Raw genomic sequence first — 17,051 nt, forward strand, 5'->3', positions numbered from 1 at the left:
ATGGGCGTCATGAACGCTAGGCCACATCTTCGATGTTAATGCAACCCGTCATCCGATGGCGCGGAAGTCCCTGACATCACAGTGACCGTCGATGGCATTATACCTATCTTGTGGTCACGGCCAGACGGTTGCGTGAGGCCCCGGTGTCTGTTAGCGAATACCGAATTCCGCATTCTCGATTGTCATCCCGAATTCCGAACCCGGTTTCCCAGAGTCTTCCCCTCGACCGAGGAGGAACAGGAATGCCGAAGGTGGTGTCCTGGCTCATCGGACGGTGGCCGTTCGCGTGTTCGGGGAATGACCACACCAGCGCGGTCGAGCATCCCCGAACGACCGCGAACCGGCTCGTGGCCACCAAGACCTGAGATTCGACCGGAGTCTCATCCCGCCTTCGTTCCGCGCGGGTCGGTCTCCGCACCTTCCTCGGGAAGACACGTCAACAGGTCGTCCGCGTTCGTTCGTGCTCCAACGATTCGAGCCACGATCCGGTCCTGGATCGAACGCGGAACCATCCGACTCAACACGTTCATCACTCGGGCACCGGACGGTGACAGCACGCAGAACGACCGGCGGGCACTCCTGCGGGAGCACCCCTCGCGGAGAGGGATGGACGAGGCGCTCAGACCCCGGATACGAGCGGGAAAAACGGATTCTGGGCGACACGCCCCATCACGGAGCGTGTCCGGCATGTACAGCACGTGCAGGATACGAGGAGGTACCCGAGGGAGGACACATGCCCGAGCACCGGCCATTGACCGTGCACATCGGCCACCATGAGCTGGTCATCCGGCGTCGCTACGAAGTCGTCAGCATCTGCAACGACATCCTGATCGCGGCGTGGTTCATCGCCGGGAGCATCATGTTCTTCTATTCGAGCATGATGGTCCCCGGGACCTGGTGCTTTCTCATCGGCAGCATCGAACTCCTGATCCGCCCGGCCATTCGACTCACCCGCCTGGTGCACATTCGGAGCATTCAGGGCCAAGGTGGATCCGGCGGCACGTCCTCGGAGACCGCGATGGACTTCTAGTGCCCCGGTCAGGACGCGAAAAGGCACAAGAGGGAGTAGGCGGTGAGGAAGCTCAGAACGAGGGCCGCCACGAGTACGAGCAGGTCCGGGCGAAATCGGGTTCTCTCGTGCGCCTCCCCTTCCACATCCCGGAGCCGAGAGCGGTCGAATTCGTTCTGGAGAAGGGTGCCCGGGGCGTGGCGAAGCCGGGGACCGGCCGATGTCCGCCATCGGTCAGCACCAGGGCGAGCCCTCCGGTGATGGCCGGCGTCAACAGGGCGGTGAAGGACATCAGAGACGTGAGGGTGGCGGCGTTGACCGTGCGGCATACCGGTTTCGTCCGCATCGTCGCCTACCGGTTCGCTTCTTTTCGCGAACGCCTAGTGTTCCGAGTCGTTGATTCGATGGGTAGATGGTGACGGTGACTCGGATTTCCGTGGCGGGGTGGTCGGGTGCTTGGCCGGGTCGAACTGTTCGGTGGCGATCAGGATCACCACGAACGCGAGCGGTACGATCCAACCGCTCCAGCCAAGGATCGTCGCTTGCGTGGTGTCGATGTGCTCGCCCGCCATGGCGAAGAGGAGGTAGCTGCCGCCGGCCCCGTTGAACGCGGCGTGGGCGAGGGCGGCGGGCCATACCGATCCTGATCGGAGCCGCAGCCAGCCGAAGACCGCACCGACCAGGACGCACATGATGACCATCGCGGTCAGGCCGAGCCGGCCCGGCGCGCCGGGGTAGTTGTACCCGAGCAGGATGAGCGGGGCGTGCCAAAGGCCCCAGATCACGCCGGAGACCAGCAGAGCCGGAAGAGTGCCTAGAGGCATCAGCTTGGGAAGCAGCCATCCCCGCCACCCGAGTTCCTCGCCCAGCGCTGGGATGAGGTTGATGAACGCCGCCAGGGGGAGTGTGGCGAGCTGGAGGGCGATGAGCGCGCCGATCGGGATCGGGGTTTCGGCCGCTCCCGATGTGCCCACTTGCTCGTCGAGGGACTGCTGGAAGGCGGAGAAGTTCGCGAAGTCGGCCGGGTAGACCCCCAGGAGCGCGCCGACTGGGAGCGCAACCAGGACGAGTGCGATGGGCACGAAGATCCCCAGGGCGGCGTAGCCGAGCAGCCTTGGAGCCGGCCTGAGCGGCCATAGTCCCAGCGTCCACGCCTTGTGCCGCGGTCGTTCCATGAAGAACACGACGATCAGGGCGGCGATCGTCGGTGTCATCATCGTCGCGACGGCGACGGCGGGGAACCAAGGGCTGGTGAGTCCATCGCCGAGCCAGAGCGGGAGCGCGAGCAACCAGGCGAGCGCGAACGACAAGATGGTGAACACGCTGATGGATCGCAGGTCGCGTCTGTTCATGCGGGGTCCGCCTCGGGCCTGGGCCGTCTTCGAGCCGACTGGAGGTTTCATGGTCACGACGTCTGCCTTTCGAGGATGTGCAGCCCGGCGATGGTGCGGTCGTCACGGAACGTGATCCGTGCGGTGTAGTCGCCCGCCTCGAACGAGATCGGCGTGTTCGTGACCGTCAATTCACCGGCCCGGGCGACCTCCGGTTCTCCCTGCCCCTCGAACGCTCCCGACAGGCCGACGATCTGCGCCCACGCGGCGGCGAGCGCGTCCTCTGAAAGTCCGTCGCGCATGGTCGGGTCGAACTGCTCGGTGACACGTGACCAGTGCCCGGAGGCGAGGTCTTCGATCACGGAAGCGACCAGTTCGACGGTGCCGGGGAGCGGGGTGTTGTTCATGGGTTGTCCTGTTCTGGGGTCGATGGGTTTGCCGTAGCGCTGAAACGCCGCTTGCCTGCTCACGCCGAGGGCGTCGCCGATCACCTGCCACGTAGCGCCGTTCTGGCGTGCTTGCTCCACGACCGCGCGCACAACGTCCTCGGCTGCCGTTTGCATGCTCACGGCGTGCCCGATCGGGTTGGCCCAGTCGTTGGTGGCGGTCAGGACGCGTGACGCGAGGAGGGCGTCCGTGTGGGATTTCAAAGCCCGCAGCGCTTCTGTTAACTTCTCTTGCATGCGTAAAGCATAAGTTGACACGTAGGGCTCTTGTCAAGCCAGCGAGCGCAACGGTGTGGCGCGACGGGGGCGCGGAGGCATCCTCAGGGGCGTCGTCGAAGTCGGTCGCGGAGGCGGTGGACTACGCGGCGGAGTTCGGTACCTCCGCGGAGAGCGCGATGGACTTCTGGTGCTGCTGTCAGGACGCGAAGAGGTACTCGATAGCCTGGGCGGAGAGGAAGCTCAAAACCAGGGTCGCCACGAGTACGAGCAGGTCCGGCCGGAACCGAGTCGTCTCGTGCGCCTCCCCTTCCACGTCCCGAAGCCGAGAGCGGTCGAGTTCCTCCTGAAGTCGATCCCCCGGGGCGTGGTGGAGCCGGTAGCGCCGCATTTCCCCATAGGGCGAGGGGTCGAATCCGGGAATCGGCCGATGTCCGCCATCGGTCAGCACCAGGGCGAGCCCTCCGGTGATGGTCACGAAGTCGACCAGGTGGAAGGGCACGAAGCGGTCGACGAACATGCCCCGCAACTCGAATCCTGTGTCGGTGATCAACACTTGACGGGTGGCCACCTTGAAGGTGAGCCACAGGACGACGGCCAGGGCGAGCGATCCCCATAGGTGGATTCGCAGGAGTGTGTCCGAGGAATTGACACCGCTCTTGGTCGACATCACGAAGATGACCAGCATCAAAAGAACGATAAAGGACATCAAAGACGTGAGGGTGACGGCGTTGACCGTGTGGCGTACCGGATTCGTCTGCATCGTCGCCCATCTGTTCGATTCTTTTCGCGAGAGCCTAGCGAGAACGGGACCGGTGCGTCCCTCGGGCCCCTGGGAACCACGTAGGACGCACCGGCCGCTTCACCTCAACGCTGCGCGGTCGGCCGCACCACGATCTCGTTGACGTCGACCTCTTCTGGCTGCTCGATGGCGAAGGCGATGGCGCGGGCGATCGCCGCCGCCGGGATCGTGTTGGCCCGATAGGCGACCATCGCCTCGCGTGCGGTGCGGTCGGTGATCGTCTCCGCGAGTTCGGACTCGACCACGCCGGGCGTGATCGTCGATACGCGCAGCCAGGGTTCGCTCTCCAGGCGCAACCCCTCGGTGATCGCCCAGGCGGCGGACTTGGTGGCGCAGTAGACGGCCGCCGTGGGCGACACCTCGTGGGACCCGACCGAGGCGATCGTCACGACGTGGCCGCCGCGTTGGGCCTCGAACACGGGGAGTACCGCGGCCATGCCGTGCAGCAGTCCACGCACGTTGACGTCGAGCATGCGAGTCCACTCGTCCGTCTTGAGCGCGGCAAGCGGCGACAACGGCATGACGCCAGCGTTGTTGACGAGTACGTCCACGCGCCCGTGCTCGGTGACGGCGCGGTCGACGAAGGCGCGCACGTCGTCGGCGTCGGTCACGTCGAGGGGGTGGGCGTGGGCCCGCCCTCCGATCTCTTCGATGCGCTCGACCAGCGACCGCAGCCGGTCGATTCGGCGCGCTCCCAGCACCACGACGCAACCCCGCTCGGCCAGGTGCAGCGCGGTCGCCTCTCCGATGCCGCTGGAGGCTCCGGTGATGAGTACGACCTTGTCCGACATCTCCTTCATCAGGCGTTCTCCTCTTCGGCGCGACGGGTGAGCACCATGCCGGCGTGGTGCAGGGTGTTCGCTTCGACGAAGTCGCCGTCGGCGCTGAAACCGGTGTCGTCGACGTAGTCGATGTGCGTGCCGGTCACCGTGTACCGGCCGGTGTAGGCGCGTTCCCGGCTGCCTCGGGCCTCGACGTAGCGTCCCTCCGGCAACAGTTCGTGTCGGATGTGGCCGTCGGCGGTGACCCACAGGCCGACGTAGGGATGGTCTGTCATCGCGTTGCTCATCCTCTGGGCGGGAGTCCTTCTTCTGTCGGAACACCACCCTGTGCGCGCTCGGCCGACCGGACCAGGCCGGTGCGAGCCTGGGTGCACCGCACCCTCCCTCCCGGGCCCGGCGCGGGGTAGCTTTCGGCCATGACCACACCTGCCCTGGCCCGGTTCCTGCGGGCCCGCCGTGACGCGACCGCGCCGGAGAGCGTGGGATTGCGCGGTAACGCCCGGCGTCGGGTTCCCGGACTGCGCCGGGAGGAGGTCGCGATGCTCGCCGACGTGAGCGTGGACTACTACGTCCGGCTCGAACAGGGGCGTGAGACCGGTCCGTCGGCGCAGGTCCTGGACGCTCTCGCCGACGCGCTCGCCCTGGACGACGACGGGCGCGAGCACCTCTACCGCCTGGCCGGCCTGGCGCCCCGTCCACGCGCCGATCTCGGTGCGCGGCGGGTGGACCCGCACCTGTTGCGGCTGATGGACTCGTGGCCGGACACCCCCGTGCTCATCACCAACGCGGCCTACGACGTTCTCGCGCACAACGTGCTCGGCGAGGCCCTCTACCTCGGCTTTCCCGTCGGCCGCAACCTGGTGGAGCACGTGTTCCTCGCCCCGGACGCCCGCGAGTTCCACGCCGACTGGTGGCTCGCGGCGCGCAACTCGGTGGCCGCGCTCCGGTTGGCGCAGGGGCGGGCGCCGGAGCATCCGCGTATTCGTTCGCTCGTCGACGGTCTCCTCGGGGCGAGCCCGGAGTTCGCGCGGTTCTGGGAACACAACCAGGCCCGTGGCAAACGCATGGAGGTCAAGGGTTTCGTGCATCCACTGGTCGGTGAGCTGACGCTTCGGGTGCACACCTTCGACGTCGCCGAGACGCCGGGCCAACAGCTGCTCTGTTACCAGGCGGAGCCGGCGAGCCGTAGCGCCGAGGCCCTCGCGCTGCTCGGTGCTCTGTCCGCCAAGACGTACACGCCCTAGGTCGGGGCGGTCACGCGCCGACGTTCGAGTTCGGCGTTGACCACGGCCCCCAACAGCACGATCATCGAGGACAACCACAGCCACAGCATCAGTACGATCACCCCGGCGAGTGTGCCGTAGGTCGCGCCGAAGTGGCCGAACCGCTGCACGGCGAAGGTGAACACCCAGGAGCCCGCGACCCACAACACCGTCGCGATGAACACGCCCGGGGTGAGCCGGCGGCCCGAGGGTGACTCGCGGTGGGGCGCGATCCGGTAGACGACGGCCAGGCCCATGACGGTCACGCACCCGAGCACGATCCACTGGCCGACGATGACCAGGAGTGCGGCGATCCGGTTCAGGCCGACCTGGTCCAGCAGTACCGGGATGACGACCATCGAACCGGCACCGACGCACAGGAAGGCGCCCACGCCCAGGGCCAACGACAGGGCGATGCCGCGCTTGACGAGGTAGTTGCGCCTGTCCACGACGTCGTAGGCGGCGTTGCAGCCCTGCATCAGCCCGTACATGCCGCCGGAGGCACTCCAGGTCGCCAGGAGGACGGAGCCGCCGAACGCGAACCCGAGGGTCCCGGTGTCGGTCGCGATGATGGTGCGGAGCTGGTCCTCGATCAGCTCCCGTGCGGCTTTGGGGACGGCGTGCAGCCAGGTGCCGATCTGGTCGGTGAGGTCGTCCGGGTCGGCGAGGATTCCGAAGACGCTGACCACGGCGATGAGGGCGGGGAACAGCGCGAGGAGCGCCCGGAACGCCATTCCCGCGGCGAGCAGGCTGAACTGGCTCTCCTTCAGGTCCCGCCAGACCCGTGCGGCGACGGCGCGCAGGTCCGCTTTGGAAAGCAAGGCCGGTCGCCACGCGACGGCACCCGACGCGCGGCGCGCTCCTTCGCTCCGACCCCGCTCTTCCGACATCCGCCCTCCCTGGCCCTGGGCCCCTCATTGTCGGCGACAAGAGGGCGAGAACCACGTGACCCGGCCGAGGCCCGGAATTCCGATGATCTTGCTCGTAGCGCCATGTTGGGCGCCCAAATGGGCGCTACGAGCAAGATCATCGCCAGGGAGAGGGCCGGTTATCCACAGTTCGGAAGAACGGGCTGGCGTCCTTCGCGCCGTCGACACACCGTGGTGTCATGAGCTCCACCTCTCCCGGGCCCAGAGCCGGGAATCGTCATGTCATCGCGTCCGTGCGCGACGTGCCGGCGGACGGCACGTACACCGCCGTGCTCGGGATCGCGGCACGTCAGTACGGACTCCTCACATGGGAGCAGGCCCTCAGAACCGGGCTCACCTGGAGCGACATCCGTAGATTCCTACGGGCCGGGCAGTGGGGGCACCCCCTCCCCCGGGTGTATTCCGTCCGTGCCCTACTCAGCGTCGACGACCCCGAACAGCACCTTCGCACGAAGGTCATGGCGGCCCAGTTGGCTTTGGGTCCCGCTTCCTTCGCGGGCGCCGAAACCGCCGCCCACTTGTGGCGGATGCAAGGGCTACCGCGCTGGGATGGCGAGACCGTCCACATGGTCCTCCCGGCTCTGGGCGCGCAACGGCACATCCGTGGCATCGTCCTCCACACCTGGGACACACTGCCCGATGAGGTCACCGGCATCGATGAGGTTCTGCGCTTGACGACCCCCGGAAGGACCCTGCGTGACACCCTTTTGCGCGTCGGCCGGGATACCGCCGTCTGCCTCATGGACTCGGTTCTCAACCAGAGGCTCGTGGGCGAGGAGGAGTTCGAGCACTTGGAATCGGCCAATCGCGGGCGCAGGGGGTGTGTACGGGTCCGTCCGTGGTGGCACCTGGCCGATGGTCGTTCACAGAGCCCGCTGGAGACCAGAATTCGTCTGATCTGCACCGATGGTGGTCTCCCTCCCACCGAACTGCAACGTCCCTTCTACGACGCCGGAGGAAGTCTCATCGGCGTGGTCGATTTCTGGTGGGAAGGCTTGCGAGTGATCGGAGAAGCGGACGGGATCGGCCCGCACAGTCTGCCCGAGGTCCTCGCCCGAGACCGAGTCAGGCAGAACGGTTTGCAGGCCTGGCACCCGGGGACTCGACTCGTACGCTTCACCTGGCAGGACCTCAAGCGTCCCCAGTACGTCTTGGCGACCCTCATCAAAGCCGGGGCCACTTCCTCACCCTGACGATCTTGCTCGCAGCGCCATGTTGGGCGCCCAAATGGGCGCTGCGAGCAAGATCATCGCTGGGTTCAGCGGGCAGGGAGGATCTTGCCGGTGACCTCGCCGAAGTCCACCCTGGTTCCGTCGGGGCCCGGGGCGGTGGCGGTGATGGTGACCTCGTCACCGTCCTCCAGGAACGCGCGTTCGGTGCCGTCGGGCAGCTTGATGGGCTCCTTGCCGGACCAGGTCAGTTCCAGGAGGCAACCACGCTGTTCCACCTCGGGGCCGCTGACGGTACCGGAGGCGTACACGTCGCCGGTGCGCAACGAAGCCCCGTTGACGGTCATGTGCGCCAACTGTTGGGCGGCGGTCCAGTACATCTGGGAGAAGGGCGGGTTGGACACCACGTGTCCGTTGAGCCGCACCTCCAGGCGCAGGTCCAAGCCCCACGACCGCTCGCCCTTCAGGTAGGGCAGCGGCTCCGGGTCCTGGGCGGGCTGTTCCACGCGGGCCGACTCCAGGGCGGCGACCGGCACGATCCACGGCGAGATGGACGTGGCGAACGACTTGCCCAGGAACGGGCCCAACGGCACGTACTCCCAGGCCTGGAGGTCGCGCGAGGACCAGTCGTTGAGCAGGAACACCCCGAACACGTGGTCGGCGAAGTCGTCCACCGGCACCCGTTCGCCCATGGCGCTGGGTGTGCCGACGACGAATCCGACCTCGGCCTCGATGTCCAGGCGCGCGGAGGGACCGAACACCGGGACGGGTTCGGTGGGCGGTTTGCGCTGGCCGGTGGGGCGCACGATGTCGGTGCCCGAGACCACGATGGTGCCCGAACGGCCGTGGTAGCCGATGGGCAGGTGCTTCCAGTTGGGAGTCAGTGGCTCCTGCTCGGGCCGGAAGATGCGACCGACGTTGGTGGCGTGGTGCTCGGAGGCGTAGAAGTCCACGTAGTCGCCGACGGTGAACGGCAGGTGCAGCGTCACCGCGGCGCGGTCCACCAGGTGGGGGCGCACGACCTGCTCGTGGACGGGGTCGGTGAGCCAGGTGGTCAGGCTCTGGCGCACCTGGTCCCACACCGGCCGACCGGCGGCCATCAGGGCGTCCAGGTTCGGGCCGCTCACCGCCTCGGCGAACGGTGCCCCCTGGGCGCGGGCCACCGCGCCCAGGTCCAGCACGTACTCGCCCACGGCCACGCCCACGCGGGGGCGCGCGCCGTCGACGGTGTACACCCCATAGGGCAGGGTCGCCGGGCCGAACTGCGCGTCGGGGGCGATGTCGAGCCAACTGTCGGGCATGGAACTCGCTTTCCGGGTCGTTAGAGGGCCCCGAGGACGGTGAGGTCCTCCAGGGGGTCGATGATGCTGCACGTGCCGAAAGAACGGAACCGGGCTCTGATCTCGGCCTGTTCGAGGTCGGACAGGGCGGCGATACGGGCGGCCAGTGCGCGACCGTCCCGGTCGGCCAGGGCCGCTTCGGCGTCGGCCGCCGACCCCGCGTTCAGCAGGGTATGGGTGGCCAGCAGGACGTTGAGGAATCCGTGCTGTTCGAAGCCCTCGTCGGTGGTGTGGCGGACGGCGTGGTGCAGTCCGGCCGTGCACTTGAACGGGACCCCGGCGGTGATGGCCGCCCAGAGCAGGTCGGCCAGTTCGGCCTCGGTGGGATGGGCCTCGGCCTTCACCCCGCCGGTGCGGAACTTGGCGTTGGCGCCGGTGCCGGCCAGGGCGGCGATGTCGGCGCCCGCCTTCACTCCTCGGGCCACCTCGACGTAGCCGACCGCGCCGCCCGGCAGTGCCTTGGTGAGCGCGGTGGCGGTGTCGGAGGCCTCGCCCGGTGCGGCGGCGACCTCCATGCCGACCAGGTTCAGGACCGGGTCGACGCCGAGCGAGTCGAGGGCGCCGGGTACGTCGTCGGCGCCACCGGGGACGGTGATGACCACGTCCAGCGGTTCGGACGCTGGTTCCTCGCAGGCCAGGACGGCGCGCAGTTCACCCACGCGACCGCCCGAGACCAGGAAGGGACCCACGTAGCGGGCACGCCCGGACGCGCGGTGCTCCCGGTGCGCGGGCAGGGCCTGGCCCATGGGCGCGTTGCCGGGTGGGAACAGCGCGGCGTCGTCGAACAGGCCTCGGTAGAGGACGTCACCCATGCCTTCTCCCGTCACTTGTCCCGCCGGCCCTTGGACCAGGTCCAGGCGTAGACGCCGTCGTCGACGGCGACGCCGCCCTCGCCCAGGTCCAGGGGTCGGAAGGTGTCGACCATGACGGCGAGTTCGTCGAAGGCCTGCACGCCGACGCTGCGCTCGTAGGCGCCGGGCTGGGGGCCGTGGGAGTGCCCGCCCGGGTGCAGGGAGATGGAGCCCTGCCCGATGCCGGACCCCTTGCGGGCCTCGTAGTCGCCGCCGCAGTAGAACATGACCTCGTCGGAGTCGACGTTGGAGTGGTAGTAGGGCACCGGAATGGAAGCGGGGTGGTAGTCGACCTTGCGGGGCACGAAGTTGCAGATGACGAAGTTGTTGCCCTCGAAGACCTGGTGGACGGGCGGCGGCTGGTGGACGCGGCCGGTGATGGGTTGGAAGTCCTCGACGTTGAACGCGTACGGGTACAGGCAGCCGTCCCAACCCACGACGTCGAAGGGGTGGGTGGGGTAGGTGTAGACGGTGCCGGAGATGCCGCCGGGGCCGTCGCCTCGGTGCTTGATGAGCACGTCGACGTTCTCGCCCTCGGCCAGCAGTGGTCCCTGGGGGCCGCGCAGGTCGCGTTCGCAGTAGGGCGAGTGCTCCAGGAACTGGCCGTAGCGGGACAGGTAACGCTTGGGCGGGGCGATGTGGCTGTTGGCCTCGATGGCGTAGGCGCGCAGCGGTTCGTCGCCGGTGGGCACCCAGCGGTGGGTGGTGGCCCGGGGCAGGATGACGTAGTCGCCGCGGCCCACCTCCAGCACACCGAAGACGGTCTCCACGCGGGCGGTGCCGGATTCGACGTAGACGCACTCGTCGCCGATGCCGTTGCGGTACAGGCGCGAGGGCGCCCCCGCCACGACGTAGGAGATGCGCACGTCGTCGTTGCCCATGACCAGGCGGCGGGACTCCACGACGTCGGCGGCCTTCCACTCCTGGCCCTGGAAGAGGTCGTGGAGCTTGAGGTGGCGAGGGATCATCGGGGCGTTGCGCTTGCGGGACTGGTCGGGGACCTCCCACTCGGCGGCGTCGACGATGGCCGACGGGATAGCCCGGTGGTAGAGCAGGGAGGAGTCGGCGGAGAAGCCCTCCTCCCCCATGAGCTCCTCGTAGTACAGGCCGCCGTCGGGGTTGTGGTGCTGGGTGTGACGGGTGCGGGGCACCTCGCCGACCTGGCGGTAGTGGGCCATCGTCGTCCTCCTGGAGTTCGTGGGTCTGCTGGTGGGATGCCCGGGCGGGCGGTGTCCTACGTCAGGGCGGTGGACCACGCGGGCGCGGTCTCGGTGACGGCCCGGCCCAGGGCCGTGCCTACGGCGGCGCGCACGGCGTCGGTGTCGGTGCCGGCGACGACCGCGGCGACGTGGGCGTCGGGGCGGATCAGCCACACCTGCCCGGGCTCGGGGGTCAGGGCCTGGCACAGGGCACCGGTGGGATCGACGTCGACCAGGTGGTGGGTGGCGACCGGGGCGGGGGTGGCCCGGGAGGCGATGGTGTGCACGGCGGCGCGCAGGGTCTCGGCGTCGGTTCCCTCGGGGGCGGGGCCCAGCAGCAGGGTGAGGCCTTCGCGCAGCAGGGGTCGCAGTCGGATGAGGTCGGGTCGCTCGGCCAGGGCCAGCGGCACGTCGGGCAGGATCACGCCGGGGCAGGGCGTGGGCGCCTGACCGCGCGGGGGTCGACCGCCGAAGGGCCGTTCGGGGCAGGGTGTGGTGAGGGTCGAGTCGCAGTACCAGAACGGTTCGGCCAGGCGCCCGGAGTCGACCTTCGGGTGGACGTCGGGGTCGGTGAGGGCGCGCTGGAGCACTTCCAGGCGCATCCGGTGATCGGCCTCGTCGTGGGGGACGAGGAAGCGCATGGTGGCGCTGGTGATGTCGGCGTTCTCCAGGGCGGCGGCGTGACGTTCGGTGTGGTAGCTCTCCAGGAGCGTCTCGTCGGCCCACCCGTGGCGGACGTAGGCGATCTTCCAGGCGGCGTTCTCGACGTCCTGGACCCCGGAGTTGAGGCCGCGGGCGCCGAACGGGGCGACCAGGTGGGCGTTGTCCCCGGCGAGCAGGACCCGGCCTCGGCGCATGCGGTCGGCCACCCGGGTGTGGAAGCGGTACACCGAGTGCCACACGATCTCGTAGGGGGTCTCGCCCACGATCTGGCGGATGCGGGCGTCGAGGCGGCCGCTGGACTCCTCGGTCTCCAGGTCGAAGTCGGCGGGGACCTGCCAATCGATGCGGAACACCGAGTCGGGACAGGGGTGGATGAGGACCTGTCGGCCGGGGTTCCACTCGGGGTCGAAGTAGAAGCGGCGTTCGCGTTCCCAGTCGCCCAGGTCGGCGCGGATGTCGCAGATGAGGAAGCGGTCGTCGAAGCTGGTGCCGGTGAAGTCCACGCCCAGTGCCTCGCGGACGACGCCGCCGTGGGCGCCCAGGCAGGAGATCGCGTGGGAGCCGCGCAGGCGGACGGGTCCGTGCGGGGTGGCGCACTCGACGTTGACACCGTGTTCGTCCTGGTCCAGGCCGGTGACCTCGTGGTTCCAGCCGATGACGATCCCGGCCTCGGCGAGGAGGTCGTCGAGGACCTCCTCGGTGCGGGACTGGGAGAGGTTGACGAAGGAGGGCAGGGAGGAGGCTCCCGGGTCGGGCAGGCGCACGCTGAACAGTTCGTGGCCCTGGTAGAAGGTGCGAGCGGTGTTCCAGGTCAGGCCTTCTTCGGCGATGATGCCGCCGCCGAGCCATTCCCACACGTCCAGGACGTCGCGTTGCTGGCAGATGGCCTTGGAACCGACCGCGTCGCGCCCGGGGCGGGCGTCGACGATCCGTACGGGGACCCCGCGTCGGGCGAGCAGTAGGGCCGCGGTCTGTCCGACCGGTCCCGCGCCGAGCACCAGGACGGGGTCGGTGGTGGGGTCCGCGGGTGGTCGGGGCGCCGGGGGGTGCGGCATGGTGGGCTCCGTATCTCGGGGCGCCCCGTACGGGCGCGGTGGATGGTGGAGAGGGAGGGTCAGTCCTGCAACTGATCCCAGACCTGGCGGTCGCGCTCCGCGGTCCAGATGACGGGTCGTTCGATGCCGGAGAACTCGTCCCACAGGCGCGAGACGTCGAAGGGCAGGCAGTGCTCGAAGATGGGCCAGTGGCCGTAGTCGTCGACCAGCGCGACGTGGGTGGCGGTGAAGGCCTCCTTGAGGGTGCCGCCGCGTTCGTGGACGGCGCCGACCTCGCGGATCATCACGTCGAGGAAGTTGCGGGTCTGTTCGATGGCGGCGTCCACCTCGGCGCGGCCGCGGCTGACGGCGCCGCGTCCGCCGACGAGCATCTCGGCCTGGAGGGCCTTGACGTTGTCGAGGGTGGCGCCGGCCCAGTCCTTGTGGAAGGCGTCGCCGGTGTAGAGGGCGGCCTGGGCCTCGACGAGGTCGCCGGCGAAGAGGATCTTCTGTTCGGGCAGCCAGGCGACGATGTCGCCCTCGGTGTGGCCGCGTCCGAAGTACTGCAGGACGAGTTCGCCGCGGTCGCCGCCCAGGTCGATGGTGGTGCGGTCGGCGAAGGTCTGGGTGGGCCAGGTCAGGCCGGGCACGGAGTCGGCGTCCTTGGCCAGGCGCGGCATGCGGCCGAACTCGCTGTCCCAGTCCTCCTTGCCGCGTTCGCGGATGAGTTCGTGGGTCTTCTCGTGGGTGAGGATGATGGTGGCGTCGAAGGCGCTGGCGCCCAGGACGCGGACCGCGTGGTAGTGCGAGAGCACCAGGTAGCGGACGGGCTTGTCGGTGTGCTCGCGCAGTTTGGCGAGCCATTCCCCGGCGGCGGTGGGGGTGGCCAGTGCCTCGAAGGCCACGACGAAGTCCTCGCCCTCGATGGCGCCCACGTTGGGGTCGCCCTCCGCGGTGAGGGCGTAGACGCCGTCGGCCAGGACTTCGAGGGTCTGTTCCTTGGCCTGGGTGTCGGCGGAGGAGGCGAACGGCTTGGCTGCCATGGTCGAAGGGCCCTTCACTCGTCGCGGACGGCTCGAACCGCCCAAATGATCAAATGTTTGATGAATCTGACCATAACGTGTCGCGCACCACAGCACCATGGGTCCCAGACCCCAAGCATCGGTGACGCGGCTCACAGAAGCAGGCTACTCCTTCGCCCTTCGAGCGCCGATCCACGACGTGCCCGCCACCGCGACCGAGAACGACCCGACGAAGGGCCGAGTTATAGGCTGGCCGTCGTGACTCACAACACCGCACCCCCCGACGAGCTCACCTTCTGGTCATTCGTGGACTACGCGGTGCACAAGGCCGAACGCGAGCTTCCCTCCGTCAACGCCGAGGCCATGCGCATGATCCTCACCCTCAACCGGGCGACGAGCATGGTCGTCTACGACCTGGAGTCCTCGGTACACCGCCCACGGGGTTGGACCTGGCCGGGCTTTCGTGTGCTCTTCGCGCTCTGGCTCGCCGGACCCATGGAGGCCAAGACCACCGCCCAGATCTCCGGCATGAGCCGCGCTGCTCTGTCCGCCCTGCTCAACACCCTGGAACGGGACGGACTGCTCTCCCGCGAACGCGCCACCCACGACCGGCGCGCGCTCCAGCTCAGCCTGACCGAGGCCGGCTACGGGGCGATCCTGGGCGTGTTCCGCGCGCACAACCGCCGCGAGAGCGCCTGGGCCGAGGCCCTCGAACCCGAGGAACGCCGCGAACTGGTCCGCCTGCTCAACAAACTCATGGCCGGCTCCACCGACGCACAGGCCAAGTTCCGCAACTGACCGGGCCGGCCCGACCGAGAAGGGGCCACTCCCGACCGGATCGGCCCTTGAAGCGCTCCCCTTGCCCTGTGACCATGCCTCCCATGGACCAGACGGCACAGCGCCTGCAAGAGGCGCAACGGGAGTTCTCCGCGCACGGCACCTACGTCAACACCGCCACCCACGGCCTGACGCCCCACCCGGCGAGTCGGGCCCTCCAAGAGCACATCCACGAGGTGGCCACGGGGCGGTTCTCCGCCGGTGCCCAGGACCCGGGCATCGAACGCGCCCGCGCCGCCTACGCCCGCCTGACCGGACTCACCCCGGACCGCGTGGCCATCGGCACGCACACCTCCCAGTTCACCGGAACGGTCGCCGCGAGCCTGCCCGCCGGGTCCGAGGTCCTGGTCGCCGAGAACGAGTTCAGCTCCACCGTGCACCCGTTCTCCGTCCGCTCCGAACTACGGGTGCGCGAGGTACCCCTGGACCGACTGCCCGACGAGGTGCGCCCCGACACCGCGCTGGTGGCGGTCTCGGCGGTCCAGTCCGCCGACGGTGCCCTGGCCCCGCTGGACGATCTCGTCGTGGCCTGCGCCGACCACGGCGCCCGGACCCTGGTGGACACCACCCAGTCCACGGGTTGGCTGCCCAGCGACGACGATCGGTTCGACTACGTGGTGTGCAGCGCCTACAAGTGGCTGTTGGGCACCCGGGGTTCGGCGTTCCTGTCCGGGACCACCGAGGCGCTGAGCGAACTGCGACCCCTGGCCGCCAACTGGTACTCGGCCGTGGATCAGTGGGACTCGCTGTACGGGGCCGCGATCGAACACGGCACCGAGGCGAACCGCCTGGACATGGCACCGGTGTGGCCGGCGTTCGTCTCCCTGGAACACTCCCTGGCCCTGATCGAACGGGTGGGAGTGCCGGCCATCCACGAGCACGACGTCGCCCTGGCCGACCGGTTCCGCGCCGAGGCGGGTCTGGAAGGCAAGGGATCGGCGATCGTTTCGCTGCCCGCGCCGGAGGGCGCGGCCGAGCGTCTGGCCGAGGCGGGTATCGCGGCGGCCGTGCGCGATGGCCGACTGCGGGTGGCGTTCCACCTGTACAACACCGATACCGACGTGGACCGCCTGTTGGAGGTCCTGGCCGACCCGCGCTGAGGCCGGCGGCACCGGCCGGGAACCGTCAGGGCTCCCAGACGGCGCCCTCGGGCAGGGGATGTTCCAGGGCGCGCATCCGCCGCAACACCCGCAGCAGGCGGGCGGCGGCCGGCCCCAGGGTCCGGTGTTCGGGTACGACCACGCTGATGCGGCGTTCGGTCACCGGACCCTGGAGCGGCACCCGCGCGTGTTCGGCGAAGCCCATCAACGGCAGGGTGAGCGCGGGCAGGGCCGAGACCCCGATTCCCGCGCCGATCAGACCGCCCACGGTGGAGATGTTGCCGGCCTGGATCAGGTGCGGCTCGTCCACGCCCGAGTCGCGTAGGGCGTCCTCCACGACCCTGCGGACACTGGAGTCCCCACCGGTGACGACGAAGGGCTCGGCGGCCAGTTCGGCCCAGGTGGTCTCGTCCCGCTCCGCGAGGTGGTGCCCCGGTGGCAGGACCGCCAGGAAGCGGTCACGGACCAGGGCCGAGGCGTGGAGTCCCGGACGGAGCCGGCCCACGGCCACCAACGCCAGGTCGCTCTCGCCCGCCTCCAACCGGTCCAGGGCCGACTCGGCCATGCCGTCAAGGACGTGCACGTCGACCTCGGGGGCCTCCTCGCGCAGGCGCACGATCGCCGGGGGCAACAGGGTGGCCGCCAGGGAGGGCAGGGTCGACACGGTGACCGTGCCGCGATCACCTCGCAGGTAGCGTTCCAGGCCGTTCATCTCCGCCCGGTGCCGGGAGAGCAGGCGTTCGGCCACCGCGAGCACCTCCTCGCCCTCGGGGGTGCAGCGCACCCTGCGGGTGGTGCGCTCCAGCAGGGACACGCCCAGGCTCCGCTCCATCGACTTCACGGTGCGGCTCAGGGAGGACTGGGCGACGTGGAGCCGTTCGGCGGCCTCGGTGAAACTCCCGCGACGGGCGACGGTCGCGAAGACCTCCAACTGCCTCAGCGTTAGATCCATGCTCTCAGAGCATAGGTCAATGCCCGATCGATGCTGGACAGGCAAGGACGACCAGGGCGAACATGGCGCGTGTGGCCCGCGCCACAACCCCCTGGAAGCCGAGGAGC

Annotated in this window: 17 protein-coding genes; 5 read left to right on the forward strand and 12 right to left on the reverse strand. The window is 69.0% G+C overall.

Annotated elements, in window-relative coordinates; all coding sequences use genetic code 11:
* The first annotated feature begins 733 nt into the window (after positions 1–733).
* Positions 734–1,030 carry a YrhK family protein gene (locus ABZ717_RS05630; protein ID WP_067599614.1) on the forward strand — a complete coding sequence of 99 codons (297 nt, stop codon included), beginning with the start codon at positions 734–736 and terminating at the stop codon, positions 1,028–1,030.
* Between the two features lie 359 nt (positions 1,031–1,389).
* Here ABZ717_RS05630 and ABZ717_RS05635 read toward each other — a convergent pair whose 3' ends face one another.
* From ABZ717_RS05635 to ABZ717_RS05655, 5 genes are all read right to left on the reverse strand, one after another.
* A complete protein-coding gene (locus ABZ717_RS05635; RefSeq protein ID WP_358506105.1) occupies positions 1,390–2,361 on the reverse strand; it encodes a CPBP family intramembrane glutamic endopeptidase in 972 nt (323 codons plus the stop codon).
* Between the two features lie 53 nt (positions 2,362–2,414).
* Positions 2,415–3,023 (reverse strand): DUF3887 domain-containing protein, encoded by a 609-nt coding sequence (locus tag ABZ717_RS05640; RefSeq protein ID WP_358506219.1) that lies wholly within the window; start codon positions 3,021–3,023, stop codon positions 2,415–2,417.
* Between the two features lie 178 nt (positions 3,024–3,201).
* Positions 3,202–3,690 carry a hypothetical protein gene (locus ABZ717_RS05645; protein WP_157090958.1) on the reverse strand — a complete coding sequence of 163 codons (489 nt, stop codon included), beginning with the start codon at positions 3,688–3,690 and terminating at the stop codon, positions 3,202–3,204.
* Between the two features lie 179 nt (positions 3,691–3,869).
* Positions 3,870–4,604 (reverse strand): SDR family oxidoreductase, encoded by a 735-nt coding sequence (locus ABZ717_RS05650; RefSeq protein ID WP_067599601.1) that lies wholly within the window; start codon positions 4,602–4,604, stop codon positions 3,870–3,872.
* Positions 4,604–4,861 carry an Atu4866 domain-containing protein gene (locus ABZ717_RS05655; protein ID WP_067599704.1) on the reverse strand — a complete coding sequence of 86 codons (258 nt, stop codon included), beginning with the start codon at positions 4,859–4,861 and terminating at the stop codon, positions 4,604–4,606. Before ABZ717_RS05655 ends, ABZ717_RS05650 begins: the two co-directional genes overlap by 1 nt.
* Positions 4,862–5,002: 141 nt before the next feature.
* Here ABZ717_RS05655 and ABZ717_RS05660 point away from each other — a divergent pair, with 141 nt between their 5' ends.
* Positions 5,003–5,830 carry a helix-turn-helix domain-containing protein gene (locus tag ABZ717_RS05660; protein ID WP_067599598.1) on the forward strand — a complete coding sequence of 276 codons (828 nt, stop codon included), beginning with the start codon at positions 5,003–5,005 and terminating at the stop codon, positions 5,828–5,830.
* Here ABZ717_RS05660 and ABZ717_RS05665 read toward each other — a convergent pair.
* On the reverse strand, positions 5,827–6,669 hold the full coding sequence (locus tag ABZ717_RS05665) for a YihY/virulence factor BrkB family protein (RefSeq protein ID WP_223809112.1): 843 nt from the start codon (positions 6,667–6,669) through the stop codon (positions 5,827–5,829). The genes ABZ717_RS05660 and ABZ717_RS05665 overlap by 4 nt on opposite strands.
* A 287-nt stretch (positions 6,670–6,956) precedes the next feature.
* Between ABZ717_RS05665 and ABZ717_RS05670 the strand changes: the two genes are divergently transcribed.
* The gene (locus ABZ717_RS05670; RefSeq protein WP_358506111.1) at positions 6,957–7,970 is read left to right on the forward strand and encodes a hypothetical protein; all 1,014 of its coding nucleotides are present in this window, start codon (positions 6,957–6,959) and stop codon (positions 7,968–7,970) included.
* 65 nt (positions 7,971–8,035) lie between these two features.
* Here ABZ717_RS05670 and fahA read toward each other — a convergent pair whose 3' ends face one another.
* Genes fahA through ABZ717_RS05695 form a run of 5 tightly spaced genes read right to left on the reverse strand, consistent with a single transcriptional unit; the run spans position 8,036 to position 14,076 of the window.
* Positions 8,036–9,247 carry a fumarylacetoacetase gene (fahA, locus tag ABZ717_RS05675; protein ID WP_358506114.1) on the reverse strand — a complete coding sequence of 404 codons (1,212 nt, stop codon included), beginning with the start codon at positions 9,245–9,247 and terminating at the stop codon, positions 8,036–8,038.
* A gap of 20 nt (positions 9,248–9,267) precedes the next feature.
* On the reverse strand, positions 9,268–10,098 hold the full coding sequence (locus tag ABZ717_RS05680; RefSeq protein ID WP_358506117.1) for a hypothetical protein: 831 nt from the start codon (positions 10,096–10,098) through the stop codon (positions 9,268–9,270).
* Between the two features lie 11 nt (positions 10,099–10,109).
* The gene (locus tag ABZ717_RS05685; protein ID WP_087101761.1) at positions 10,110–11,315 is read right to left on the reverse strand and encodes a cupin domain-containing protein; all 1,206 of its coding nucleotides are present in this window, start codon (positions 11,313–11,315) and stop codon (positions 10,110–10,112) included.
* A gap of 56 nt (positions 11,316–11,371) precedes the next feature.
* Positions 11,372–13,054: an FAD-dependent monooxygenase gene (locus ABZ717_RS05690; protein ID WP_358506120.1), complete on the reverse strand. Its 1,683-nt coding sequence runs from the start codon at positions 13,052–13,054 to the stop codon at positions 11,372–11,374.
* Positions 13,055–13,113: 59 nt separating this feature from the next.
* On the reverse strand, positions 13,114–14,076 hold the full coding sequence (locus ABZ717_RS05695) for an MBL fold metallo-hydrolase (RefSeq protein WP_087103500.1): 963 nt from the start codon (positions 14,074–14,076) through the stop codon (positions 13,114–13,116).
* A 237-nt stretch (positions 14,077–14,313) separates the two neighbouring features.
* On the opposite strand from ABZ717_RS05695, the gene ABZ717_RS05700 reads away from it, so the two are divergent.
* Positions 14,314–14,853, forward strand: coding sequence for a MarR family transcriptional regulator (locus ABZ717_RS05700; RefSeq protein WP_087103498.1), 540 nt, complete (start codon positions 14,314–14,316; stop codon positions 14,851–14,853).
* Between the two features lie 83 nt (positions 14,854–14,936).
* Entirely contained in the window at positions 14,937–15,992 is a 1,056-nt protein-coding gene (locus ABZ717_RS05705) for an aminotransferase class V-fold PLP-dependent enzyme (protein WP_358506125.1), read from the forward strand.
* 25 nt (positions 15,993–16,017) lie between these two features.
* Here the strand turns inward: ABZ717_RS05705 and ABZ717_RS05710 are convergent, their stop codons facing one another.
* Positions 16,018–16,944, reverse strand: coding sequence for a LysR family transcriptional regulator (locus tag ABZ717_RS05710; protein ID WP_358506128.1), 927 nt, complete (start codon positions 16,942–16,944; stop codon positions 16,018–16,020).
* Between the last annotated feature and the right edge of the window lie 107 nt (positions 16,945–17,051).

This window comes from Nocardiopsis sp. NPDC006832, from assembly GCF_040635885.1.
Lineage (GTDB): Bacteria > Actinomycetota > Actinomycetes > Streptosporangiales > Streptosporangiaceae > Nocardiopsis.